The organism is Actinoallomurus spadix, from assembly GCF_024055725.1.
Classification (GTDB): Bacteria; Actinomycetota; Actinomycetes; order Streptosporangiales; family Streptosporangiaceae; genus Actinoallomurus; species Actinoallomurus spadix.
Window position 1 is genome coordinate 117856 of record NZ_JAMXMX010000007.1, and the last position, 23593, is coordinate 141448.

Here is a 23593-nt window from a genome sequence, read left to right on the forward strand (position 1 = left end):
CCGTGTGAGACGGTTAGTTTGGCTTACGATATCCGCTTCGCGGCGAGGCGTTCGGCGTTCGGCCAGCGAACGTCATGAACCCACCCGAACCTCTCGAAGATCCAGATCAGTCGCGCGCTGATATCGATCTGACCCTTGAGCACGCCGTGCCGGGCGCACGTCGGGTCGGCGTGGTGCAGGTTGTGCCACGACTCACCGAACGAGGGGATCGCCAACCACCAGACGTTCCGCGCCTTGTCCCGGGAGTCGAACACCTCCTCGCCCATCACGTGGCAGATGGAGTTGATGGCCCAGGTGACGTGGTGCAGCAGGGAGACGCGCACCAGCGAGCCCCAGAAGAAGGCGGTCAGCGCGCCCCACCAGGACATCGTGATCAGGCCGCCCAGCAGGGCCGGCAGGAGCATCGAGACGGCGACGAGACCCGGGAACACCCGGCTGATGCGGCGGATGTCCTTGTCGGCCACCAGGTCGGGGCAGAACTTCGCGGGCGAGGTACGGCCGGCGTCGAACAGCCAGCCCATGTGCGCCCAGACCAGGCCCTTGGTCAGCGCCTTCCAGTCGCTGCCGAACCGCCACGGCGAGTGCGGGTCGCCCTCCTTGTCGGAGTACTTGTGGTGGCGGCGGTGGGTGGCCACCCAGTCGATCACGCTCATCTCGATCGAGAGGCTGCCGGCGAGGGCGAGCGCGATGCGCAGCGGACGCTTGGCCTTGAACGACTTGTGCGTGAAGTGCCGGTGGTAGCCGACGGTCACTCCCAGGCCGGTCACCGTGTACATCAGCACGGTGATGGCCACATCGCTCCAGCCGAGACCCCAGCCCCAGGCGAACGGTACGGCCGCCGCGACGGCGAGAAGCGGTACCGCGATGAAGACGGCCAGAAGGACGCGTTCGAAAACGCCCTTGGGCTTCGCTTCGAGCTCGGGTAGTGCCTGCGGTCGAGGGGGCGCGGACGGGGCTACGGTCATACGCTTCCTCCTGCTCATCGGGAAACTTACGCTTACGCAACCGTAACCTACGGCGGCGTAGGTTAGGTAGATACCCGGCGGGATTTCCGCAAACATGTCGCCTCGGTCACACGAGGGTTGCCAGATGGCAAGCCGCCACTTGGTTCGCTTTGGCGCCATCAGTGGCGTCGGCGACCCGGCGATCGACGTCCCGCGCAGGGCTTGATCGAAACGAGCGCGCCACCTGACGGGGCAGCCGCTATCGTTAGGGGTGCCGAGGCGGCAGGCGATGCCGCGGCGGCGATCCGGCGTGGTGAAATCGGCATCACGGAGGGTTTTGGTCCCTTTATTTCTGGTTCGAATCCAGGCGCCGGAGCCCCCTTCTCCGTCGAGCCTCCGCGCCCCGTACGGGCCCGGTGACCTCGGCTTCGCCGCCGCACGGCCCCGACCGGGGCGCGTGCGGCCCGCCGGTGGGCGGTATCCTTCGGATGTCGGGCGGGTAACGGGCCTGCGACCCCGTCTCATCGCAGGCCGGCACCCTCACCGGAGGTCCCTCCAGACGTCCGCGCCCGGCTTCGAACCTGTCAGCGACGCCGAGGAGCCTCCTCCAGTGAGCGGAGCGAGCCACCGGGCGATGCCATGTCACCAGCACACCACCGAGCCGTCCGGTGAGGTGGTCGCGTGACCATGAGCCGTCCCGCAGCCGTCATCGTCCTCGCCGCGGGCGAGGGCACCCGGATGAAGTCCCGCACCACCCCCAAGGTCCTGCACGAGCTGGGCGGGCGCAGCCTGGTCGGGCACGTGCTGGCCGCGGCCCGCGACCTGCGGCCCGAGCGCCTCGTGGTCGTCGTCGGGCACGGCCGGGAGAAGGTCGTCCGGCACCTCGCGGAGATCGCGCCGGACGCGGTCGCCGTGACCCAGGAGCAGCAGAACGGCACCGGCCACGCGGTCCGGACCGTCCTCGAGGCGGTCGGCGCGCTGCCCGGCACCGTCGTCGTCACCAACGGGGACCACCCGTTGCTGCGCGGCGAGACCCTCGCCGACCTCGTCCGCACGCACGAGGCCGACGGCAACGCCGTCACGGTCCTGAGCACGGACATCCCGGACCCGACCGGGTACGGCCGGATCGTGCGGGGCCCCGGCGGCGAGGTCGTCGGGATCGTCGAGCACAAGGACGCCGGGCCGGACGAGCGCGCGATCCACGAGATCAACGTCGGCATGTACGTCTTCGACGGCAAGCTGCTGGCGGACGCGCTGGGCCGGATCACCACCGACAACGCCGGCGGCGAGGAGTACCTCACCGACGTCGTCGGGATCCTCCGCGGCGACGGCCACCGGGCCGGCGCGTACAAGGCGGCCGACTGGATCGAGACCCAGGGCGTCAACGACCGGGTCCAGCTCGCGCAGGCGCGACGGCAGCTGAACGACCGCGTCCTCGAGGAGCACATGCGCGCCGGCGTCACGATCGTCGACCCGCTGTCCACGTGGGTCGATGTCCAGGTGACGCTGGAGCCCGACGTGGTCATCGAGCCGAACACGCAGCTGCACGGCGGCACCCACGTGGCGGCGGGCGCGCGGATCGGCCCGAACTCCACGCTGACCGACACGTCCGTCGGTGAGGACGCCACGGTCGTCAACGCGGTGTGCGTCTCCGCCGAGATCGGCCCGGAGGTCAGCGTCGGCCCGTTCGCGTACCTGCGGCCGGGGACCCGGCTGGCCCGCAAGGCCAAGATCGGCACGTACGTCGAGACGAAGAACGCCGTCGTGGGCGAGGGCAGCAAGGTGCCCCACCTGACCTACGTCGGCGACGCGGAGATCGGCGAGGGCTCCAACATCGGGGCGGCGTGCGTCTTCGTCAACTACGACGGCGTGACCAAGAGCCGCAGTGTCGTGGGAGACCACGTCAAGGTCGGCAGCGACAACATGATCGTGGCTCCGGTGACGATCGGCGACGGCGCCTACACCGCGGCCGGCTCGGTGATCACGAATGACGTCCCCCCGGGGGCGATGGCGGTCGCGCGCGCCCGCCAGCGCAACGTCGAGGGGTGGGTCGAGCGCAAGCGCGCCGGCACGCCGTCCGCGGAGGCGGCTCAGCGCGCCCGCGAGCAGGACGGCAAGAACAGCGAGTGAGGGGACCGTACGCGTGACAGGCATCAAGGCGACCGGCGAGAAGAAGCTGATGCTCTTCTCCGGCCGGGCATACCCCGAACTCGCCGAAGAGGTGGCCGAGGCTCTCGACATCGAGCCGACGCCCACCTCGGCGTACGACTTCGCGAACGGTGAGACGTTCGTGCGGTTCAACGAGTCGGTGCGCGGTTCCGACGCCTTCGTGCTGCAGAGCCACACCGCGCCGATCAACCAGTGGATCATGGAGCAGCTGATCATGGTCGACGCGCTCAAACGCGCGTCGGCCAAGCGGATCACGGTCGTCGCGCCGTTCTTCGGGTACGCCCGGCAGGACAAGAAGCACCGCGGCCGTGAGCCGATCTCCGCGCGCCTGATGGCCGACCTGTTCAAGACGGCCGGCGCGCACCGGCTGATGGTGGTCGACCTGCACACCGCGCAGATCCAGGGCTTCTTCGACGGCCCGGTGGACCACCTGTTCGCCCTGCCGATCCTCACCCGGCACATCGGGGCGAAGCTGGACACCGAGCAGGTGACCGTCGTCGCCCCGGACGCCGGGCGGGTGCGCGTCGCCGAGCGCTGGAGCGACGAGCTCGGCGGCTGCCCGATGGCCATCATCCACAAGCGGCGCGACCCCGAGGTCGCGAACGAGGTGAAGGTCTTCGACGTCGTCGGTGAGGTCGCCGGTCGTACCTGCGTCGTCGTCGACGACATGATCGACACGGGTGGCACGATCGTGAAGGCGGCGGACGCGCTGTTCGAGGAGGGCGCCGAGCGCGTCGTCGTGGCCGCGACGCACGGGGTGTTGTCCGGTCCGGCCGTCGACCGGCTGAAGAACTCCCGGATCTCCGACGTCGTTCTCACCAACACGCTGCCGATTCCGGACAACAAGCGGTTCGACAAGCTGACCGTGCTGTCGATCGCGCCGCTCCTGGCCCGCGCGATCAGCGAGGTGTTCAGCGACGGCTCGGTGACCAGCCTCTTCGGCGGCCACAGCTGAGCTTCGCGTTCGCCCTTGGCGGCGGCCACGGCTGAGGTTCGCGGCCGCCCTCACCGGCGGCCGCGGCCGAGCCCCGTGACGGCCTCTCGGGCGACCGGGATCGAGCCGGTGGCGGGGGTCGCCCGGGGGCCGCGATGAGCCCGGTGACCGGCCTTTTCGGCCGTCGCCGCCGGGCTCGGCGGCCGGGCCGTTCGGCGGGGCACGGCGGAGATTGCGGGCCCCGGCACGAAACGGAACGCGAATCGGCTAAACTTGGGAGACCGTGTGCGTCCGACGCTGCGTCCAAGGGCTCGCCCACTCTGAGCCCCGCCGCGAGGAGCGCCGATGATCTTCGACGCTACGCGCGTCGACTTGTACTGACAAGCTTCATTTGAGCGAGGAGTTTTCGCCGTGTCCGAGGTACGCATTGCCGCCGAGCCCCGCACCGAATTCGGTAAGGGCCCCGCACGGCGCGCTCGCAGGGCCGGCAAGGTGCCCGCTGTTCTGTACGGCCACGGCACCGACCCGAAGCACATCACGCTGCCCGGGCACGAGCTGATGCTCGCCCTCAAGACGCCCAACGTGCTGCTGCGCGTCGAGGGTCTCGAGGACGGCGCCGAGCTCGCGCTGCCGAAGGACGTCCAGCGCGACCCGCTCAAGGGCTTCCTCGAGCACGTCGACCTGCTCGTCGTGAAGCGCGGCGAGAAGGTCACCGTTGAGGTCCCGGTCCAGGTGACCGGCGAGGTCGCGCCGGGCGGCATGCTCGACCAGCAGCTCGTGCAGGTGGCCCTCGAGGCCGAGGCCACCCACCTGCCCGAGGCGGTCGAGGTCGACGTCGAGGGCCTCGCGGTCGGCACCCAGGTCCTCGCCAAGGACCTCAAGCTGCCGGCGGGCTCGACCCTGGGCGCCGACGAGGAGGCCCTGGTCCTGCACGTGCTGGCGGCGCCGACGGCCGAGCAGATCGAGGCGTCGACCACCGGTGAGGGCGAGGCGCCCGCCGCCGAGGCGCCCGCGGCCGCCGAGGGCGAGACCGGCGAGGAGTAACAGCGCCGCTCACGCGGCGGCCGGCGCCGCTCGCGGCGGATTCGCCGCGCGGCGCCTCGTGGTTCGTGAGTCGTATGCGCCCCGTCCGGGGCGCGGTGAGCCCGTGCGGAATGGGCGCCGGACAGCCCGGCGGTCCCCGCGCGGGCTCTGATGCGTCGGAGGGTGGTCGGTGATGGCGGACGCAGGCGCGGACGCTCCCTGGCTCGTCGTCGGGCTCGGTAACCCGGGCCCCGAGTACGCCGGCAACCGGCACAACGCCGGCTACATGGTCCTGGACCTGCTTGCGGCGCGGATGGGCGGCCGGTTCAAGGCGCACAAGGCGCGCGCGGAGGTCGTCGAGGGGCGGCTCGCCGGACGTCGCGTGGTGCTCGCCAAGCCCCGGTCGTACATGAACGAGTCCGGCGGCCCGGTGAAGGCCCTGCGTGACTTCTACAAGGTGCCGCTCGACCACGTGATCGTGGTCCACGACGAGCTCGACATCCCGTACGGCACGCTGCGCCTGAAGTGCGGCGGCGGCGACAACGGGCACAACGGCCTGCGTTCGATCACCAAGGCGCTGGGCGGGCGCGACTATCTGCGGGTCAGGTTCGGGATCGGCCGGCCGCCCGGGCGCATGGACGCCGCGGTGTTCGTGCTGCGTGACTTCGCCGCGGCCGAGCGCAAGGAGCTCGACCTCAACACCGAGCGCGCCGCCGACGCCACGGAGGCGCTGTTCACGGACGGCCTGGACCGTGCGCAGAACGTCTATCACACCGCTTAGGAAAGACCTTCTCCCGCCCGGCAGGCCACCTGCGGGCGATTACGTGGTTTCCGCCACTCTGTGCGCTCTCTGTCTCTATCGTGCCAGGTGTACCCCCAAGAGCGCGGCGCCCTCCCCGTGATCGCCGCCGGAAAGATCACTGTTTCGGCGCCCGGCGTCCTCGATGTGACGCGAAGGGCGATATCTTCCGAAACCCGGTGAACCTTTCGTGACTCCTGGGCGTCCTGCTTCGGCAGAGGTCTGTGTTACACACGGCGAGGGGTGAGATGGCGGTCGTCGGAAAGGCGTGGCCCGAAGCCCAGGCCGCCCACAGCAGTCGTTCGCAGGTCGAGGCCTGGACCTCCGGTTATGCCCGGCAGGCGTGGTGCGTCGACTTTCTCGTCGCCCTGCTCGCGGGCCTGTTCGCCTTCGTCGCGCGGTTCCGCTACCCGACCTTCGGCGACCCGTGGAGCACTCCGTACATCGGGCTGAGCCTGTTCCTGCCCTTCCTGTGGACCGGTGTGCTCGGCATGGGCCGCGCGTACGAGAAGCGGCTCTTCGGCGTCGGCTCCGACGAGTTCCGCCGGATCATCCAGGCCGGCTTCTCCCTGACGGCGACCGTGGCGATCCTCGCGTACGCCACCAAGGTCGACGTGGCGCGCGGCTACGTCATCGTGGCGCTGCCCCTCACCACGGGACTCGACCTGGTCGGGCGGTACCAGCTGCGCAAGCGGCTGCACCGGCGGCGCAAGGCCGGCGAGTGCATGCGCCGGGTCGTGGCGGCCGGGCACCGTGCGGCAGTGGCCGACCTGGTGCGGCAGCTGCGCCGCGAGCCCCAGCACGGCATGGAGGTCGTCGCGGCCTGCCTGCCGCCGATGCTCGCCGCGGGCGACGACGCGGTCAGCGAGATCGAGGGTGTAAGGGTCGCGGGCGACTTCGCCCGGATCGCCGGAACCGTCGAGGCGGTGCACGCCGACACCGTCGCCGTGCTCGCCTGCCCCGAACTGGACGGCGTTGCGCTGCGCCGCCTCGCCTGGCAGCTGGAGAAGGACGACGTCGACCTCGTCGTCGCGCCGGCGCTCATGGAGGTCGCCGGTCCGCGCACGTCGATCCGCCCGGTCGCCGGGCTGCCGCTGCTGCACGTCGAGCACCCCGAGCTGAGCGGCGCCCGCCGGCTCGCCAAGAACGCGTTCGACCGGACCGTCGCGGCGGCGGCGCTGATGGTCCTGTGGCCACTTCTGGCCGCCATCGTGATCGCCATCCGGCTGGAGAGCTCCGGCCCCGCGCTGTTCCGCCAGACCCGGGTCGGCCAGGACGGTCGCGAGTTCACGGTGCTGAAGTTCCGGACGATGGTCGTGGACGCCGAGCGGCGCAAGGCCGAGCTCCTGCAGCTCAATGAGCACGACGGCGTCCTGTTCAAGATCAAGAACGATCCGCGGGTCACCCGGATCGGAGGCTGGCTGCGGCGCTACTCCCTGGATGAACTGCCCCAGTTGTTCAACGTGCTGTGGGGCGACATGTCGTTGGTCGGGCCCCGCCCGCCGCTGCCGGAGGAGGTCGCGCAGTACGGTGATGACGTGCGCCGCCGCCTCGTCGTACGACCGGGCATGACCGGTCTGTGGCAGGTGAGCGGACGGGCGGACCTGACCTGGGAGGAATCCGTGCGCCTGGATCTGCGTTACGTCGAGAACTGGTCCCTGACCCTCGACCTGCAGATCTTGTGGAAGACCTGGGCCGCCGTCCTGCACGGTTCCGGTGCCTACTGACGTGTAGAGAGAAGTACGTGATCCACGACGACCACGCCCTCGCCAGGGATCTTGCGACCGAGGCGGGAGCGCTCCTGCTCCGCCTGCGCGCCGACTCCGGCTTCGCCGACGTACGAACACTGCGGGACACCGGCGATCGGGAGGCACACCTGTGCCTGACCGAGGCGCTCGCCCGGCAGCGTCCCGGTGACGCGGTCCTCAGTGAGGAGGGCAAGGACGACCTCGGCCGCCTCGACGCCGACCGCGTATGGATCATCGACCCGCTGGACGGCACGCACGAGTACGGCGAGGAGGGCCGGGCCGACTGGGCCGTCCACGTCGCGCTCTGGGAGCGCGGCGCCGACGGCACCGGACGGCTCACCGCCGGGGCCGTCGCACTGCCCGCCCAGGGACGCACCCTCTCCACCGCCGAGCCCCCGGCGCTGCCTCCGCTGCCCGACCCGTCGCGGATCCGGATGACCGTGAGCCGCAGCCGCCCCCCGGCGTTCCTCGACCGGCTCGTCGAGGAGGTCGAGCAGGACGTGCGGATCATGCCGATCGGATCGGCCGGCGCGAAGGTCGCCGCGGTGCTCCTCGGCGACATCGACGCCTACGTCCACGCGGGCGGTCAGTACGAATGGGACTCCGCGGCGCCGGTCGCGGTGGCCCTCGCCGCGGGCGCCCACGCCTCCCGCATCGACGGGTCACCCCTGACCTACAACCATGAGAACACCCTGCTGCCGGATATCCTGGTTTGCCACCCGGATTTGGCGCCAACGCTGCTCGCCGGAATCCGGGCGGTCTCGTAACCGACCCCGGGAGCGGCTCCACATGCAGCGCAGTACCGCGGACACCCGTGACTACCGGACATCTCAGCTCGGTGTCCTGGAATCCGAATCGATCCACATCATCCGCGAGGTCGCGGCCGAGTTCGAACGACCCGTCCTGCTCTTCTCCGGCGGCAAGGACAGCATCGTCATGCTGCGCCTCGCCGAGAAGGCCTTCTGGCCGGCGCCGGTTCCGTTCCCGGTCATGCACGTCGACACGGGACACAACTTCCCGGAGGTCATCGAGTACCGCGACCGCCGGGTCGCCGAGCTCGGCGTCCGCCTCGTCGTCGCGTCCGTGCAGGAGTCCATCGACAAGGGACGCGTGGTCGAGGAGACGGGCCGGCGGGCCAGCCGGAACCGCCTGCAGACCACCACGCTGCTCGACGCGATCGAGGAGCACCGGTTCGACGCCGCGTTCGGCGGTGCCCGGCGCGACGAGGAGAAGGCCCGCGCGAAGGAGCGCGTCGTGTCCTTCCGCGACGACTTCGGCCAGTGGGACCCGAAGAACCAGCGGCCCGAGCTGTGGAACCTCTACAACACCCGCATCCGCCAGGGCGAGCACGTGCGGGTCTTCCCCCTGTCGAACTGGACCGAGCTCGACATCTGGGACTACCTGCGGCTGGAGGGCCTGGAAATTCCCTCCATCTACTTCGCGCACACCCGCACGGTCTTCGAACGCGACGGCATGCTGCTCGCCGACAGCCCGTACTCCAACCGGGGTGACGACGAGCCGGCGTTCGAGGCGATGGTCCGCTACCGCACGGTCGGCGACATGAGCTGCACGGGCGCCGTCGAGTCGACCGCGACCGGCCTGGACGAGGTCATCGCCGAGATCGCTGCCACGCGGATCACCGAGCGCGGTCAGACCCGCGCCGACGACCGCACCAGCGAGGCCGCCATGGAGGACCGCAAGCGGGAGGGCTACTTTTAATGGACATCTTGCGGCTCGCGACCGCGGGCTCGGTCGACGACGGCAAGTCCACCCTCATCGGGCGCCTGCTGTACGACTCAAAGTCGATCTTCGAGGACCAGCTCGAGGCGGTCGAGCGCACCAGCCGTGACCGGGGCGAGGACTACACCAACCTCGCGCTGCTCACCGACGGCCTGCGCGCCGAGCGGGAGCAGGGCATCACGATCGACGTGGCCTACCGCTACTTCGCCACGCCCCGCCGGAAATTCATCATCGCCGACACCCCCGGGCACATCCAGTACACCCGGAACATGGTGACCGGCGCCTCGACCGCGGACCTGGCGATCGTCCTGATCGACGCGCGCAAGGGCATCCTGGAGCAGTCCCGCCGGCACGCGTTCCTGACGACGCTGCTGCGGGTGCCGCACCTCGTGCTCGCGGTCAACAAGATGGACCTGGTCGACTACGACGAGGCGACGTTCGAGCGGATCAAGGACGAGTTCACGTCCTTCGCGGCGAAGCTGTCGGTCGGTGACCTGACGTTCATCCCGATCTCGGCACTGCACGGCGACAACGTCGTCGAGCGGTCGGCGAACATGGCGTGGTACGACGGCCCGTCGCTGCTGCACCACCTGGAGAACGTCCACATCGCCTCCGACCGCAACCTCATCGACGTGCGGTTCCCGGTGCAGTACGTCATCCGGCCGCACAAGTCCACCGACCCGGAGCTGCACGACTACCGCGGCTACGCCGGCCAGGTCGCGGGCGGCGTGCTCAAGCCCGGCGACGAGGTCATGCACCTGCCGTCCGGGCTGACCACGCGGATCAAGCGGATCGACACCGCCGACGGCCCGGTGGACGAGGCGTTCCCGCCGATGTCGGTCACCCTCCTGCTGGAGGACGACATCGACATCTCCCGGGGCGACATGATCTGCCGGCCGCACAACCGGCCTCAGGTCACCCAGGACGTCGACGCGATGGTGTGCTGGATGTCCGACGAGCGGCCGCTCGTGCCGCGCGGCAAGCTGGTCATCAAGCACACGACCCGCACCGCGCGCGTCATGGTCAAGGAGCTGCAGTACCGCCTCGACGTCAACACGCTGCACCGGCACGAGGACGCCGAGCGCCTGGACCTCAACGAGATCGGGCGGGTGCGGCTGCGCGTCACCCAGCCGCTGTTCGCCGACGACTACTCCCGCAACCGGGCCACCGGCGGCTTCATCCTGATCGACGAGGCCACCAACGCGACGGTCGGCGCCGGAATGATCATGGAGAACCGCTAGTCCTTCAGCGCGTACGGGCCCGGCTCCCTTCGTGGGAGCCGGGCCCGTACGCGCTCGGATCAGGACCGCTCGGGCGGGAAGCCGCCGGTCGCGATCGGCCCCCACTCCTCGATGTGGACGCGGATCAGCGACTTGTCCTGCCGCCGCATCGCCTCGCGGTACTCATCCCAGTCGGGGTGCTCGCCGGCGATGCAGCGGTAGTACTCCACCAGCCCGTCCAGCGCCTCGGGCATGTCCAGCACCTCGGCGCGCCCGTCGACCTGGACGTACGGGCCGTCCCAGTCGTCGGACAGGACGCAGATCGACACCCGTTCGTCCCGGCGCGCGTTGCGGGCCTTGGCCCGCGCGGGGTACGTCGAGACCACGATCCGCCCGTCGGCGTCCACGCCGCACGTCACGGGGGACATCTGCGGCCGGCCGCTCGCACGCACGGTGGACAGCAGCCCGTGGTGCCGAGGCCGGAGGAACTCCAGCAACTGCTCTCGGCCGACACGCTCGGCGGTCGCGATCCTCGGAGCCACTGACATCACCTCTCCGTACGCTGCTCGTCGTTACCGGCAGCACTCTAAACTGTCGCGAATGCCGCCCTCTGTGGGAGTGGTCATCCCCACTCACAACCGTCCCCACCTGCTGCGCAAGGCGATCGAGTCGGTGCTGGCCCAGGACTACGACGGACGGGTGCGCGTCGTCGTCGTGTACGACCGGGCCGAGCCCGACGTGAGCCTGGCGGGCGACCGGGTCGAGGTGCTCGCCAACACCCGTACGCCCGGGCTCCCCGGCAGCCGCAACACCGGCATCCTCGCGCTCGACACCGACCTGGTGGCCTCCTGCGACGACGACGACGTGTGGTTGCCCGGAAAGCTCGCCGCGCAGGTCGCCGCGCTGGAGGCCGAGCCCGGCGCGGTCCTCGCCAGCTGCGGCATCCTGGTGGACTTCGACGGCCGGGAGATGCCCCGCCTGGCCGGCGCGGACCGGGTCCACTTCGAGGACCTGGTGGGCGACCGCGTGGTGAGCGTGCACTCCTCGACGTACGTCGCGCGGCGCGAGGCGCTGATCGAGATCGGCATGGTCGACGAGACGATCCCCGGCGGCCAGGGCGAGGACTGGGACCTGGCGCTGCGTGCGGCCCGGCGGCATCCCATCGTCAACGTCGACCGGCCGTACGTCCGCGTGCTGTTCGGCCAGACCTCCTACTACGCGCAGGCCTGGGAGACGAAGGTCGAGGCCCTGCGGTGGTTCCTCGACCGGTACCCGGAGATCGGCGGGTCCCCGGCCGCGGCCGGGCGCGTGTACGGGCAGATCGCGTTCGGCTGCGCCACCATCGGCCGGCGCCGGGAGGCCGTGCGCTGGGCGGGCCGGGCGATGCGGGCGAACTGGCGGGAGCGGCGGGTGCCGTTCGCGCTCGCGGTGGCCTGCGGCGTCGTCTCCGGCAAGCGGGTCCTGCTGACCCTGCACGCCCGCGGCCGCGGCATCTGACCCTTCCGGAGGCACCCCGCCCCGGTGGAACGGCGACCGTCCGGCGTGCGAAGCCGTGCCTCCGCGCGCCGGACCGGCGATGCTCAGGTCGTCCAGGTGACCTTGGGGTTCGCGGCCGTCTCCGCCGCGCTGTTGTCGGCCGGTGCCGACCGCGAGACCTCGGTCGTGTCGTTGCGCGACGGGGCCTCGGCCGGGCGGGGCGCCTCGGCCGGGCGCGCGGTCTCGGCCGGCCGTGACGGGTCGACGGACCGGGCCAGATCGGAGCGGGCCTGACCGGTGGAACGCGCCGGCGCCGACGACCGGGCGGACTGCTCACCGGACGCGGGAGGAAGCGGCGCGGGCCGGTGCCGCCGCCCCTTCGGGGGAGGGGCGCCCTCGTCGGACACGGCCACCATGTCGAGAACCGTCGGCGCGTCCTCGATGGCCTGGTACTTGCTCTGCGCCGTCGCGGGGGAAGGCGTCGGCGCCGTCGTCGTCGACGGGGAGGTGACCGGCCGGTCGCGCAGCGGAGGCGGGGTCCGGGCCGGTACGGGCCGGGGCGGCGGCGCGGACACCTTGGCGTCCTGCACGGGCAGGACGACCGCGCCCATCACCGCGGCGCCCATCCGGTCGATGCGCCGGACGCCGTCGCGCACCTGGGCGTAGCGCGCGAGGGGGACCTCGACCACCATGAGCGCGGCGTCGGCCAGGTCCGCCAGCGCCTGGGCGTCCGCGCCCAGCTCGGTGGACGGAGCCTCGATGACCGTGAACCGGTACTTGTCCCGCAGCGAGCCGATCAGACTGGTCATCTGCTCGCGCTGCAGCAGTTCGGCGGCCAGCTCGCTGTTCGCGCCGACCGTGATGGCGCTCAGCGTCGGCGCCCCGTGGTTCTTCCGGACCACCTCCTGCGGCTCGGCCCAGCCGAGCAGCACCTCCGACAGGCCCGGCCCCTCCGGGAGGCCGAGGAGCTCACCGGCCACCGAGGAGCCCAGGTCCGCGCAGACCAGCAGCACGTCCGAGCCCGTACGAGCGAGCGCGGCCGCGAGGTTCGCGGCGACGAAGCTGCCGCCGCGGCCCGGCGCCGCACCGGTGACGAGGAGGACGTGGTTGCCGTGACCCAGCGTCGCGGTGAGCACGTGGGACAGCTCGTGGAAGCTCTGCCCGGTACGGCTGCGCGCCGGCAGCAGGCCCAGGCCCTCCCGGCCGCGCTTGGCCGGGATGTCCACCAGGACCGGCAGGTCGAGGACCCGCTCGATGTCCTGCGCGGTGCGCACCCGCTTGTCCGTACGGTCCAGGAGGATGGCCAGGATCACGCCGAGCAGCAGGCCGCCGACGAACCCACTCGGCAGATACCTCGTCAGGCTCGGGTCGGACGGCGAGGCGGGCAGCCGGGCGTCCGTGATGATCTGCCCGGGGTTGACGTTGGCCGCCGTCACCCGCAGGTCGGACGCCTTGTTGTTGAGGGCCTGCATCTGGGCGACGACCAGGTTCTTCTGCACCTTGTCGGTCATCGTCCGCAGCTGCTTCGACAGCGAGTTGATCTGCCGTTCGAGGGCGGCCATCTGGGTCGTCAGGACACTGGTGGCGCTGTCGCGACGGTCGTCGAGGTAGGCCTGGGCGAAGGCGTGCGCGCGGTCGCGCGCGCCCTGGGCGGTCGAGGCGTTGACGGTGATGTAGAGGACCGTCGAGTTGTTCGGGACGTTCACCGCCACGGACGAGCTCAGCGCGCTGGGGGTCTCCTTCGTGTGCAGGTCCCGCGCCACCCGCTCGGCCACGTCGTACGAGCGGACGCGCTGCGCCTCGGTCTGCAGGTTGATGTCCTGCTGCTTACCGGACTGGCTGCCGCTGTCGAGGTTCGTCGGCGTGGCGTTGACGACGGTGAACGCCGAGTACGTCTTGGGCATGACGACGACGAGCATCGCTGCCACCGCGACGCCGAGCGCGGCCGCGGCGACGACCACCCACCAGCGGCGTTTGAGCATTGCGAGGTAGTCCGCGAGCTCGCGGGAGCCCCCCGTGGCCGTGGCGTCCATCTGACTGCGTGGCCCCTTCGCCGAAGGTCTATGAGACCGCCATAACATACCTTGCCGGGCTTGGCCGATCCGTGTGCTTGCGCGGGCTCCCCGGCGCGCTCCCTAGGCGCGTCGTCTGATGTTGAAGCCGATGAGCACGGCCGCGAGGGCGAACGCCGCCCCGCCGATGGCGAGCGCGATCGTGGTGGTGTGCTGCCCGCCGGCGGCGCCGGCGTCCTGCCGCGCGGCCGAGGGTGTGCTCATCGCGTTGACGGAGCTGGGCAGCGGCACCCGCCAGATGGGCTGGTCGGCGCCCTCGGAGTCGACGAGGAGGGAGTGGCCGTCCGCGGTGAACGTCACGCCCTCGCCCTGCCGCTGCTGGGGCAGGAGGACCTCGGTCGGTCTCTCGGTGAGGGACCTGGCCACGTCGCCGTCGGTGACCCACCAGACGTAGGCGGTGTCGTCGTTGCGGATGACGACGCGGTCGCCGCTGGGGGAGAACGCGCCTCCGGACGCCCGGGTGACGGGTACGTCGAGGACCTTCCGCAGGAGGTTGACGCCCTGGGGGTTCAGGCTCGCCGGGGCCTCCCACAGCGACGCGCGCTGCTGCGCGCTCTCGGTCTTGGTGACGACGAAGACGCGGCCGGTGCCCGGCTGGACGAGCAGCGTCTCGGCGGTGCGCCCGGCGACGCCGTCGGCGTACCGCAGGTGGTAGGTCGCCAGACCGGCCGGGGTGACCTGTCCGGTCGAGTTCGCGGGCGGCTCGTCGAACCTCAGCACCGTGTAGTCCCGGCGGCCGGACCTGCGCGCCGTCTGCCGGGTGCGGAGCGCGTCGCCGATGTCGCCGACGTAGACGGCCCGCTTGCCGCTGCGCAGCCGGACCGCGGCGAGGTCCTCCCAGTCCTGGTTGGACCGCGCGGGCAGGCGTACGGTGAACTGCGTCCTGCCCTTGGCGTCGAGCGCGAAGACGTCCGTGGACCGGCCTGAGTCCTCGTGGCTGTAGAGGACGCGGCCGTTCTCGCTCGTCGCCAGCCCGCTCGCCTGCGTGATGCGCGTGTCGGTCACGACCTCGAGGACCTGCGCGTCGAGGGGGCCGGGATCCCCGCCGGCACGCGCGGCCGCGGCGGTCGGCCAGAAGGCGCAGAGCGCGGCCAGCACCACCGAAGGCGCGCGGTAGAGGCGGATGGGCATGCTGATCCCTGGATCTCCCCACTGAGGACTCTGAGAAGGTAAGGCCCGGGGTGGGCCCCGGTAAACTCCTGCCCGCGTGGCGGCGGGACAAGCAGTCTAAAGACGGACCGAGCAGTCTGAGGACGGGACGAACAGTCCGAGGACGGCCAGGAAGCCTGCGATGGGACGAGCAGTCTAAGGAGCTGTCGGTGTCGAACGGGTACGAAGGGGCGGTTCCGGCGGCCGGGCGTGGCCCGTCGAACGCGTCTCCCGGCCTGCGGGCCTGACCGCCTCGTGACCGCCGTGAGCAGCCCCTCGAACCCGCGGTCGGGGTCCCGGCACGGCTCCGGCGCGCCCTCCGCCGACGAGCCGTCGTGGGGCCAGGAGCTGCCCCGGTGGCCGTTCGCCGTCTTCTTCGCGGGATACCCCGTCCTGTGGGTGCTGGGGCTCGGCGGGTTCGCCGCCGACCTGGCCGCGCTGCCGATGTTCGGCATCCTGCTGCTGCGCCGCGGTCTGCGCGTGCCGCCCGCGTTCGGGTTGTGGCTGCTGTTCCTGATCTGGATGACATTCTCCGGGACCCAGCTGGACTCCGCCGGCCGCATGATCGGGTTCGTCTTCCGGTTCATGAACTACGCCGCGGCGACCGTCTTCTTCCTCTACGTCTACAACGCCTCGCGCCGCGCGCTGCCGCTGTCCCGCGTCATCGGCCTCATGGTGCTGTTCTGGATCTGGGTGGTGGCGGGCGGCTACCTGGGCGTCCTCCTGCCGAACGGGTCGATCAGCACGCCCATGCAGAGCCTGCTGCCGGGGTCGATCGTCGGCAACGACTACGTGAAGGATCTGGTCCACCCGAAGTTCGCCGAGGTGCAGCGGCCGTGGGGGGCGCCGCGCGCGTACAACCGGCCCAGCGCGCCGTTCCCGTACACCAACACGTGGGGGAGCCACTTCGCGCTGCTCGTGCCGTTCGCGATCCTGTACATGCGCACGGCGGCGGTCCGGTGGCGGCGCCAGGCGGTCACCGTGCTGCTGCTCGCCTCGCTGGTCCCCGCCTTCAGCACCCTGAACCGCGGGATGTTCCTCGCCGTCGGTGTCGGGGTCGTGTACGCCGCCGTCCGGTTCGGCTTCCGCGGCCAGGTGAAGTGGCTGGCGGCGGTGCTCGTCCTGCTGGCGATCGGCCTGGCGACGGCGTCGGCGCTCGGGGTCGGGCAGAGCATCGGCAGCCGCACCCAGTACAGCTCGACGAACGCCGGCCGGGCGACCATTTACCGTGAGGCGTTCGAGCGCACGCTGGAGTCGCCGTTCATCGGGTTCGGCGCGCCGCGCCCGTCGCTCACCCTCAACATCTCGGTCGGCACCCAGGGCCAGTTCTGGAACGTCATGTTCTCGTTCGGCTTCGTGGCGCTGATCCTGTTCTGCGCCTGGCTGTGGTCGCTCCCGCTGCGGACGCGGGCCGCGCCGGGCGCGTTGCTGTGGCTGCACGTCGTCACGGTGATGGCCTCCTTCATGATGTTCTACTACGGCCTGGACGGCTCACAGCTTGTGGTGATCTTCGTGGCGGCGGCGCTCGTGATGCGGGAGACGGTGGGCGGCCCGGAGGCGGCACCGCCCGGTTCGCCCCGCCGGCGGCCCGGGACCGGTCTCGCCAGGCCGGACGCCCGTGCCCTGTCCGGCTGGGGCCGGTACACCCCCGGGCCGACCTGGAGCCAGGGAGAGGACGACGATTGACCACTCAGGCCGAGGCCGCACGGGACGACCGCGCCGGGCGCTCGCACGTCCGGGAGTTCGCGCGCGGCGGCGCGATCGGGCTGGTCGGCTCCGGCGTCGCGGCGGTGGCGGGCTTCCTGCTCACCGTCGTCGTCGCGCGGGTGCTGGGCCCGGCGCGGACTGGCGTCTTCTTCACGGTCGTCGCCCTCTTCATGATCCTCACGGAGGTCACCGAGCTGGGCGCCGACACGGGCCTGGTGCGCACCACGGCGCGCCTGCGCGCGCTCGGCCGGGTCGGTGACCTGCGCCGGGTCGTCGTCGCCGCGCTGGTCCCGGTGCTGGCCGCCGGCGCGGTCACCGGACTGGCGGTGTTCGCGCTGGCGCCGTGGCTGGCCGGGCTGCTCGTCGACGCCGCGCACCACGACGACGCGGTGTTCCTGCTGCGGGTCTGCGGGCCCGTGCTGGCCGTGTCGGCCGCCCGCAACGTCGCGCTGTCGGGCACCCGCGGCATGGGCAGCCTGGCGGCGTTCACCGTCCAGGCGAACGTCATCACACCGCTGAGCCGGCCGGTGCTGGTGATCGCCGTCGCCGCCGTCGGGTACGGCGCCGGCGGGGTCATGGTCGCCTGGTCCCTGCCGATCGCGCTGACCTTCGTCGCGGCGGTCGCGATCCTGTGGCGGCTCCTCCGCCGGGCCGAGTCCGAGGGGCACGCGGGAAACGCCGGTGTTCACGCCGGGGCCGAACCCGCGGCGGTGACGGCCGGCCGCGCCGCGCCGCCCGTGGCCGGAGCGGACGGAGCAGCCAGAGCGGACGGAGCAGCCAGAGCGGACGAGGCCGCGCCCGGCCCCGTGGCGTCCTCGGCGGTCCGGGAGTTCTGGGCCTTCTCGGGGCTGCGCGGTGTGGCGGCCATGCTCGAGATCGTCGTCACCTGGCTCGGTGTGCCGCTCGTCAGCGCGATGGTGTCCAGCCACGACGCGGGCATCTACGCCACCGCCGGGCGGTTCATCACGACCGGGACCCTCGTGCTGGCCGCCACGCGGCTCGCCGTCGCGCCGCAGATCGCGGGCCTGCTCGCGCGGGGTGAGACCCGGCAGGCCGAGGACCTGAACGCCGTCGCCACCGGCTGGATCGTCGCCGCCTCCTGGCCGCTGTACCTCGCCCTCGCGGTGTTCGGGCCGTTCGTCCTCACGCTGTTCGGCACGGACTTCCGTGGCGGCGCCGGGGCGATGGCGATCCTCGCGTGCGCGATGGCGCTGGTACTGGCGACCGGGAACGTCCAGACCGTCCTCCTCATGGGCGGCAAGAGCTCGTGGAACCTGATCGACAAGGCCGTCGTCGTGGTCCTCATGGTGGTGCTGCACCTGCTGCTGGTGCCGCCGTTCGGCATCATCGGCGCCGCCACCGCGTGGGGCGTCTCGATGCTCGTGGACAACCTGCTGGCCGTCGTGCAGGTGCGCTACCTCATGGGCCTGCGGCTGCGGACGCGGACGCTCGCGCCCGTCGGGGCCTGGGCGCTGGTGTGGTTCGGCGGCCTCGGCGTCGCGCTGCGGGCCCTCCTGGGCACCGGCCTGCCGGTGTTCGCCGCGTACGCGGTCCTGGCCACCGGCGGTTACGGTGCCGTGCTGTGGCGGCTGCGGCACGTGCTGCACGCCGATGTGATGGTCGGGGCGCTGCGGTCACGCGGGCGCTCCGGAGGGAAAGAGGAGGGCTGACGTGCCGACCGGGTTCGTCGGGTGGGCGAAGGACCGCTCGCCACGCTGGATGAAGGACGCGGCCAACGCGACGACGCGCGCGTACGCCGTGCGGACCGCCGACCGGCGGCACCTGCCGGACTTCCTCATCATCGGCACCAAGCGCGGCGGCACGACCTCGCTGTGGAACTACCTCATTCAGCATCCGCTGGTCATGCCGATGTACCCGGCGTCGCGCGGGGTCAAGAGCCCCGGCTACTACTACGTCAACTACCACAAGGGCGACGACTGGTACCGCTCGCACTTCGCCACGGAGGAGGAGCTCGACCGGGTGCAGGAGCGCCTCGGCACCCGGCCCGTCACCGGGGAGGCGTGTCCGTACTACATGTACTACCCGCCGGTGCCGGAGCGGGTGCGCGCCCGCACCCCGGACGTGAAGATCATCGTGACGCTGCGCGATCCGGTGAAGCGTGCCTACTCCCACTACTGGGAGCGGGTCGGGGACGGCGCCGAGGACCTGAGCTTCGAAGAGGCCCTGGCCGCCGAGCCGGAGCGGCTGCGCGGCGAGCGGGAGAAGATGGCCGCCGACCCGATGTACTACAGCCGGGCGCACGACTTCTACACCTACCGGGACCGTGGTATCTACCGGCCGCAACTGGAGAACTGGTTCTCGGTCTTCCCCCGCGCGCAGTTCCTCATCATGCCGGCGGAGGACCTGTACGCCGACGAACAGGCCGCCGTGGACCGGGTCACCCGATTCCTGGGACTTCCTGAGCATCCGCTGAAGATCGCCGAGAGGCACAACCATCTCCCGGCGCCGCCGATGAACCCGGCCACCAAGGAGGAGCTCACCGAGTTCTACCGTCCGCACAACCGGGCGCTCTACGACCTGCTGGGCGAGGATTACTCCTGGCCGGCCTGACGCCGCGAGACAGGGGGACGCGTAGCACCCGGCGAAGGTTTACGCCTCAGCAGCCACTTTTCGGGCGCTAATCACCAGTAATAGCGAAATGATTACTCTCGTTGACAACGAGTGCACGTTGCACTAATTTTGCCACGTTCCTGCGCCAGCTTCTCTGTGCCGCAGATTGATTATCCCCCGAGCCCCTCTGCTCGCCGCTTTACTCCGCGGGAGAGTTCATGGCATTCCGTCTGCCTGCGCGCAAGACCCCCTTGGTCGCCGGTGCGGCCGCCCTGGTCGCCGCCGGCGTCATCTTCGTTCCCAACTGGGCCAGCGCGGGCGCGCCGGACGGCAAGTCCTCCGGCGCCGCCGCGCTGTCCTGCTGGGCCGTCAAGCAGGACTACCCGAAGAGCGCCACCGGCCTGTACTGGCTGAAGACGCCTCGGATGAGCAGCGCCCAGCAGTTCTACTGCGACATGACCACCGATGGCGGAGGATGGATCCTCGTAGGCCGCGGTCGCGAGAGCTGGAACTTCCACTACGCCGGTCAGAGCAGCACGTCCAAGGTGCGCAGCACTCCAACCGGCACCGCCGCCTTCGCACCGGCGACGGTCCCCGGCGACACCATCAACGGGCTGTTCAACGGCGGCTCGATCGACGAGGTCCGGCTGCACCGCGCCAAGAACGCCGACGGCACCTCATGGCAGGACGTCTCGCTGAAGTTCAAGGACCTGGCCGACTGGTCCTGGACCTTCGACGGCGGGCTCCCGCTGAGCTCGGCGTCCTTCGACGGCGCGACCTACAGCGGCGGGTACACCGACGCGATCAAGAAGTCCGACTACCTGCACCCGTACAACGGCCTGTCGACCGTCAAGACCAAGGACGACTCGTACAAGAAGGGCTTCGCGTACACGACCAGCGTGTCGGGCGCGTCGAGCAGCGCGAGCAGCTACCTCTGGAAGGCGACCTCCAGCGGCCTGCCCACCCCCTTCACGCAGGTCTGGATCCGCCCCAAGATCACGACCTCGACCGGCGGGCCAGCCCCGGCGACACCGAAACTGCTCAGCGGCAAGACCTCCTCCAGCCCCTGGGGCGTGACGGGCGTCGTCAGCGGCCTCAGCGGTGAGGACCACATCGAGGTGCACGCCCTCGGCGTCGTCGGAAGCACCCTCTACGTCGGCGGCGAATTCAAGTACGTGCAGAAGGGCGCCAACCCGGCCTCCGGCGAGAAGGTCCAGCAGTCCTACCTCGCGGCGTTCGACACGAGCACCGGCGAGTGGAAGACCGGGTTCCGCCCGAAGCTCGACGGCAGGGTCTGGGCGATCAAGGGGACCAGCGACAAGCTGTTCGTCTCCGGCGACTTCACCAACGTGAACGGCGTCGCGAACACGGCGGGTGTCGCCGCGCTCGACCTCAAGACCGGCGCGCCGCTGTCCACCTGGAAGGCCAGCCTGATCCGCGGCGGCAAGGACGCCAACGGCAACCCCAACATCCCGCGCGGCCGGGCCATGGACGTCCAGGACGGCTGGCTGTACATCGGTGGCACGTTCGACCACATCAAGGGCGGCACGACGATCACCAAGTCGCCGTTCTGGGTCGGCGGCGCCGCGCGCGTCAAGGTGACGGACGGCACCCCGGACACCACCTGGAACCCGTTCTTCGACGCGGGCGTGTACTCGGTCGACGCCAGCTCGAAGGGCGACCGCGTCTACTTCGGCGGCCGCATGAAGCACATGGGCAAGCAGAAGGACGTGTCGGTCAACGACTTCGCGATCGTCAGCACGGCGGCGCCGGGCGGCCACATCTCCGGGCTGGGCGACACCAAGTGGATCCCCAGCACGGACAACCCGGACAAGCCGTACCGCAACACGATCCTCGAGGTCGGCGACCGCGTCTGGATGGGCGGCTCCGAGCACGACCTGCAGGTCTACGACCGGGACTTCGACAAGAAGATCGGCGGCAACCTCGCCCGCTCCGGCGGTGACTTCCAGTCGACCGTCGAGATCAACGGTGTCCTGTACGCCGGGTCGCACGGCTTCGACTTCGACTACACCGACGGCTGGACGTACCCGGACCCGAAGACCGGCGGCTACTCCAACGTGCACCGCCTCAACATGGTGGGCGCGTGGGACGCCAAGACCGGCAAGTACCTGCCGAATTGGAACCCCTCCTTCGCGTCGCGGGCCGGCAACGGCGTGTGGGCGCTCGTGAAGGACGGCAACGGGTGCATGTGGGCCGGTGGCGACCTGAAGAGCGGCTCCTGGAACGGCTCCGCCTACCAGTGGCTCGGTGGCTTCGGCCGGTTCTGCCCCTGATCCCGCATCCGGACCGGGCGCGGACACCTTCCGCATCGTGATCGGGGAATCACCCACCGGGTGATTCCCCGATCCCACGTTGGGAGCCCCGGGAATGGGAGGCTTGAGACATGAGGATCCCCAGAGTGCGCGGGCGCGCCGCCCTGTCGGCGGTGGCGCTGGTCGGCGCGGGCGCCATGCTGTCGGCCTGCGGCTCCGCGGCCGGCACCGACGGCAAGGGCGGGAAGACCTCCGCGAACGCACGGGCGGCCACCCTCGCGGAGGGCAGGTCGGCCGCGGCGGGCGGGAACTGCGGCGCCGACGCCAAGCTCATGCCCAAGTGCGGCGCCTACTGGGGCATCTACTCCGTGCAGGGCAGGTCGCTCACCTCGGCCGTGACCGGCATCGAGGGGAAAGTCGGCCGGCGCTTCGACATCGTCCTGCGCTTCCATGACTGGTCCAACGCGGCCGGGCCGGGCCGTTTCCCGGACGCCTCCGAACGCGCGCTCGGCCGCGACCGGCTGCTGTTCTTCGCCTGGGAGAGCAAGGTCTACCAGCGGCAGCAGAGCTACAAGTGGCGCGACATCGCGGCCGGCGCCTACGACCGCTCCGTGCTCGAGCCGGTGGCCGGGCGCGTGAAGGCGTACGGGAAGAAGGTCTTCATGTCCTTCGACCCGGAGATGGACCGCCACCAGAACAAGGGCGAGATGAAGGGCACCGCGGCCGAGTACGTCGCGGCGGCCCGGCACGTCCACGACGTCTTCCAGAAGGCCGGCGTCACGAACGTCGTGTGGGTCTGGGTCGTCACCGGCACGATGAGCGGCGAGAACCCCCAGCGGATGCTCGACTCCTACCCCGGTGACGCGTACGCCGACTGGGTGGGCTGGGACCCGTACAACTTCTACAAGTGCCACAACGGGCCGTGGCACACGTTCGACGAGAAGGTCGGGCCGACGTACCGCTTCCTCCAGCAGCACGGGTTCGCCAAGAAGCCGTTCATGCTCCCGGAGTACGGCACGCAGTACGACCCGGCCGATCCGAAGCGCTCGATCCAGTGGTACCGCGCGATCCCCGGCGTGCTGCGGAGCAAGTACCCCAACATCGCAGGGCTGATCCGCTTCGACGCGGGGCCGGGCTGCAACCTGAAGGTCGACAATGGACCGGGCATGCTGGGCTCGTACGCCGCGGCCGGCCGCGACTCCTACCTCAACACCGCCGGTCGCTGAGGCGGGTTCACCGCGCCGGCCGGGAGCGCCGGCGGCGCCGGGGTTCGCCGACGAGCTCGTCCACCAGCCGCCCGAACCGCGCGACGGCGGGCGCCGTCTCGTCGGCCTCGTCCGGCACGGCGTACTTCGCCGGGTCGGCCAGGGCGCGGTTCAGGTGGGCGTGCAGGCTCTCGGCGGTCTCGGCCAGGGCCACCTTGCCGAAGGTCGCGACGTGCCGGGAGAACCGCACCTGATGGTCGTCGACGACCTCGTCCAGCCGCGCGATCCGGGGAACGACGATCGGCAGCCGGCCCGCCTGCCGGCTCTCGGTGATCGAGCCGGGGCCGCCCTGGCAGACGACGGCGGTCGCCTGCCGGAACAGCTCCTGCATGTCGGCGTGGGGCAGGAACTCGTGGCACTCGGCGCCCGCGGGCGGGCCGGCCGGGCCGTGCTGCACGACGCAGCGGACGTGGCCGTTCGCCGCGAGCCACTGCTCCATCCACCCCATCAACCGGTCGAACCGGTGATGGTCGGTGCCCACGGTCACGAAGACCAGCGGTCTG

Annotated in this window: 19 protein-coding genes and 1 tRNA gene; 15 read left to right on the forward strand and 5 right to left on the reverse strand. The window is 70.9% G+C overall.

Translation table 11 applies throughout. The annotated features are described in order from the left end of the window. Positions 1-23 precede the first annotated feature (23 nt). Entirely contained in the window at positions 24-965 is a 942-nt protein-coding gene (locus NE235_RS12215) for an acyl-CoA desaturase (protein ID WP_252802002.1), read from the reverse strand. Between the two features lie 283 nt (positions 966-1248). Between NE235_RS12215 and NE235_RS12220 the strand changes: the two genes are divergently transcribed. From NE235_RS12220 to cysN, 9 genes are all read left to right on the forward strand, one after another. Beyond that, positions 1249-1320: transfer RNA gene (locus NE235_RS12220), tRNA-Gln, on the forward strand. 305 nt (positions 1321-1625) lie between these two features. Next, positions 1626-3074 (forward strand): bifunctional UDP-N-acetylglucosamine diphosphorylase/glucosamine-1-phosphate N-acetyltransferase GlmU, encoded by a 1449-nt coding sequence (gene glmU / locus NE235_RS12225; RefSeq protein WP_252802004.1) that lies wholly within the window; start codon positions 1626-1628, stop codon positions 3072-3074. Between the two features lie 13 nt (positions 3075-3087). Next, positions 3088-4068, forward strand: a complete 981-nt coding sequence (locus NE235_RS12230; RefSeq protein WP_308206063.1) for a ribose-phosphate diphosphokinase — start codon at positions 3088-3090, stop codon at positions 4066-4068. Positions 4069-4458: 390 nt separating this feature from the next. Beyond that, entirely contained in the window at positions 4459-5091 is a 633-nt protein-coding gene (locus NE235_RS12235) for a 50S ribosomal protein L25/general stress protein Ctc (RefSeq protein ID WP_252802006.1), read from the forward strand. A 172-nt stretch (positions 5092-5263) separates the two neighbouring features. Continuing rightward, the gene (gene pth / locus NE235_RS12240) at positions 5264-5851 is read left to right on the forward strand and encodes an aminoacyl-tRNA hydrolase (RefSeq protein ID WP_252802008.1); all 588 of its coding nucleotides are present in this window, start codon (positions 5264-5266) and stop codon (positions 5849-5851) included. Between the two features lie 266 nt (positions 5852-6117). Continuing rightward, a complete protein-coding gene (locus tag NE235_RS12245) occupies positions 6118-7596 on the forward strand; it encodes a sugar transferase (RefSeq protein ID WP_252802010.1) in 1479 nt (492 codons plus the stop codon). Between the two features lie 17 nt (positions 7597-7613). Next, positions 7614-8384 (forward strand): 3'(2'),5'-bisphosphate nucleotidase CysQ, encoded by a 771-nt coding sequence (locus NE235_RS12250; RefSeq protein ID WP_252802012.1) that lies wholly within the window; start codon positions 7614-7616, stop codon positions 8382-8384. Positions 8385-8406: 22 nt separating this feature from the next. Next, positions 8407-9336 (forward strand): sulfate adenylyltransferase subunit CysD, encoded by a 930-nt coding sequence (gene cysD, locus NE235_RS12255; protein ID WP_252802014.1) that lies wholly within the window; start codon positions 8407-8409, stop codon positions 9334-9336. Further along, positions 9336-10598 (forward strand): sulfate adenylyltransferase subunit CysN, encoded by a 1263-nt coding sequence (cysN, locus tag NE235_RS12260; protein WP_252802015.1) that lies wholly within the window; start codon positions 9336-9338, stop codon positions 10596-10598. Before cysD ends, cysN begins: the two co-directional genes overlap by 1 nt. Before the next feature lie 59 nt (positions 10599-10657). Here cysN and NE235_RS12265 read toward each other — a convergent pair whose 3' ends face one another. Then, positions 10658-11119 (reverse strand): PPOX class F420-dependent oxidoreductase, encoded by a 462-nt coding sequence (locus tag NE235_RS12265; RefSeq protein WP_252802017.1) that lies wholly within the window; start codon positions 11117-11119, stop codon positions 10658-10660. 58 nt (positions 11120-11177) lie between these two features. Between NE235_RS12265 and NE235_RS12270 the strand changes: the two genes are divergently transcribed. Continuing rightward, the gene (locus NE235_RS12270; protein ID WP_252802019.1) at positions 11178-12074 is read left to right on the forward strand and encodes a glycosyltransferase family 2 protein; all 897 of its coding nucleotides are present in this window, start codon (positions 11178-11180) and stop codon (positions 12072-12074) included. Between the two features lie 83 nt (positions 12075-12157). On the opposite strand, the gene NE235_RS12275 is transcribed toward NE235_RS12270, so the two are convergent. Together NE235_RS12275 and NE235_RS12280 are read right to left on the reverse strand one after the other, a co-directional pair. Then, on the reverse strand, positions 12158-14086 hold the full coding sequence (locus tag NE235_RS12275; RefSeq protein ID WP_252802021.1) for a Wzz/FepE/Etk N-terminal domain-containing protein: 1929 nt from the start codon (positions 14084-14086) through the stop codon (positions 12158-12160). 102 nt (positions 14087-14188) lie between these two features. Next, complete coding sequence (locus NE235_RS12280) at positions 14189-15256, reverse strand: hypothetical protein (protein WP_252802023.1); 1068 nt, start codon at positions 15254-15256, stop codon at positions 14189-14191. A 282-nt stretch (positions 15257-15538) separates the two neighbouring features. Between NE235_RS12280 and NE235_RS12285 the strand changes: the two genes are divergently transcribed. The 5 genes from NE235_RS12285 to NE235_RS12305 all read left to right on the forward strand — a co-directional run bounded on the left by NE235_RS12285 (position 15539) and on the right by NE235_RS12305 (position 23051). After that, positions 15539-16960 carry an O-antigen ligase family protein gene (locus NE235_RS12285; protein WP_252802025.1) on the forward strand — a complete coding sequence of 474 codons (1422 nt, stop codon included), beginning with the start codon at positions 15539-15541 and terminating at the stop codon, positions 16958-16960. Next, entirely contained in the window at positions 16957-18651 is a 1695-nt protein-coding gene (locus tag NE235_RS12290) for a lipopolysaccharide biosynthesis protein (RefSeq protein ID WP_252802027.1), read from the forward strand. The genes NE235_RS12285 and NE235_RS12290 overlap by 4 nt, the downstream gene beginning before the upstream one ends. Before the next feature lies 1 nt (position 18652). Then, positions 18653-19552 (forward strand): sulfotransferase domain-containing protein, encoded by a 900-nt coding sequence (locus NE235_RS12295; RefSeq protein ID WP_252802029.1) that lies wholly within the window; start codon positions 18653-18655, stop codon positions 19550-19552. A 218-nt stretch (positions 19553-19770) separates the two neighbouring features. Next, a complete protein-coding gene (locus NE235_RS12300) occupies positions 19771-21846 on the forward strand; it encodes a fibrinogen-like YCDxxxxGGGW domain-containing protein (RefSeq protein WP_252802031.1) in 2076 nt (691 codons plus the stop codon). A gap of 110 nt (positions 21847-21956) precedes the next feature. Continuing rightward, complete coding sequence (locus NE235_RS12305) at positions 21957-23051, forward strand: glycoside hydrolase family 26 protein (RefSeq protein ID WP_252802032.1); 1095 nt, start codon at positions 21957-21959, stop codon at positions 23049-23051. 7 nt (positions 23052-23058) lie between these two features. On the opposite strand, the gene NE235_RS12310 is transcribed toward NE235_RS12305, so the two are convergent. Further along, a complete protein-coding gene (locus NE235_RS12310) occupies positions 23059-23577 on the reverse strand; it encodes a glycosyltransferase (RefSeq protein WP_252802034.1) in 519 nt (172 codons plus the stop codon). Positions 23578-23593: the final 16 nt, after the last annotated feature.

Bases quoted from the DNA above. Each gene is read 5' to 3' on its own strand.
- NE235_RS12215 (WP_252802002.1), bottom strand. From the start codon at position 965: ATGACCGTAGCCCCGTCCGCGCCCCCTCGACCGCAGGCACTACCCGAG.
- pth (WP_252802008.1), top strand. From the start codon at position 5,264: ATGGCGGACGCAGGCGCGGACGCTCCCTGGCTCGTCGTCGGGCTCGGT.
- NE235_RS12245 (WP_252802010.1), top strand. From the start codon at position 6,118: ATGGCGGTCGTCGGAAAGGCGTGGCCCGAAGCCCAGGCCGCCCACAGC.
- cysD (WP_252802014.1), top strand. From the start codon at position 8,407: ATGCAGCGCAGTACCGCGGACACCCGTGACTACCGGACATCTCAGCTC.
- cysN (WP_252802015.1), top strand. From the start codon at position 9,336: ATGGACATCTTGCGGCTCGCGACCGCGGGCTCGGTCGACGACGGCAAG.
- NE235_RS12270 (WP_252802019.1), top strand. From the start codon at position 11,178: ATGCCGCCCTCTGTGGGAGTGGTCATCCCCACTCACAACCGTCCCCAC.
- NE235_RS12275 (WP_252802021.1), bottom strand. From the start codon at position 14,086: ATGGACGCCACGGCCACGGGGGGCTCCCGCGAGCTCGCGGACTACCTC.
- NE235_RS12280 (WP_252802023.1), bottom strand. From the start codon at position 15,256: ATGCCCATCCGCCTCTACCGCGCGCCTTCGGTGGTGCTGGCCGCGCTC.
- NE235_RS12300 (WP_252802031.1), top strand. From the start codon at position 19,771: ATGGCATTCCGTCTGCCTGCGCGCAAGACCCCCTTGGTCGCCGGTGCG.
- NE235_RS12305 (WP_252802032.1), top strand. From the start codon at position 21,957: ATGAGGATCCCCAGAGTGCGCGGGCGCGCCGCCCTGTCGGCGGTGGCG.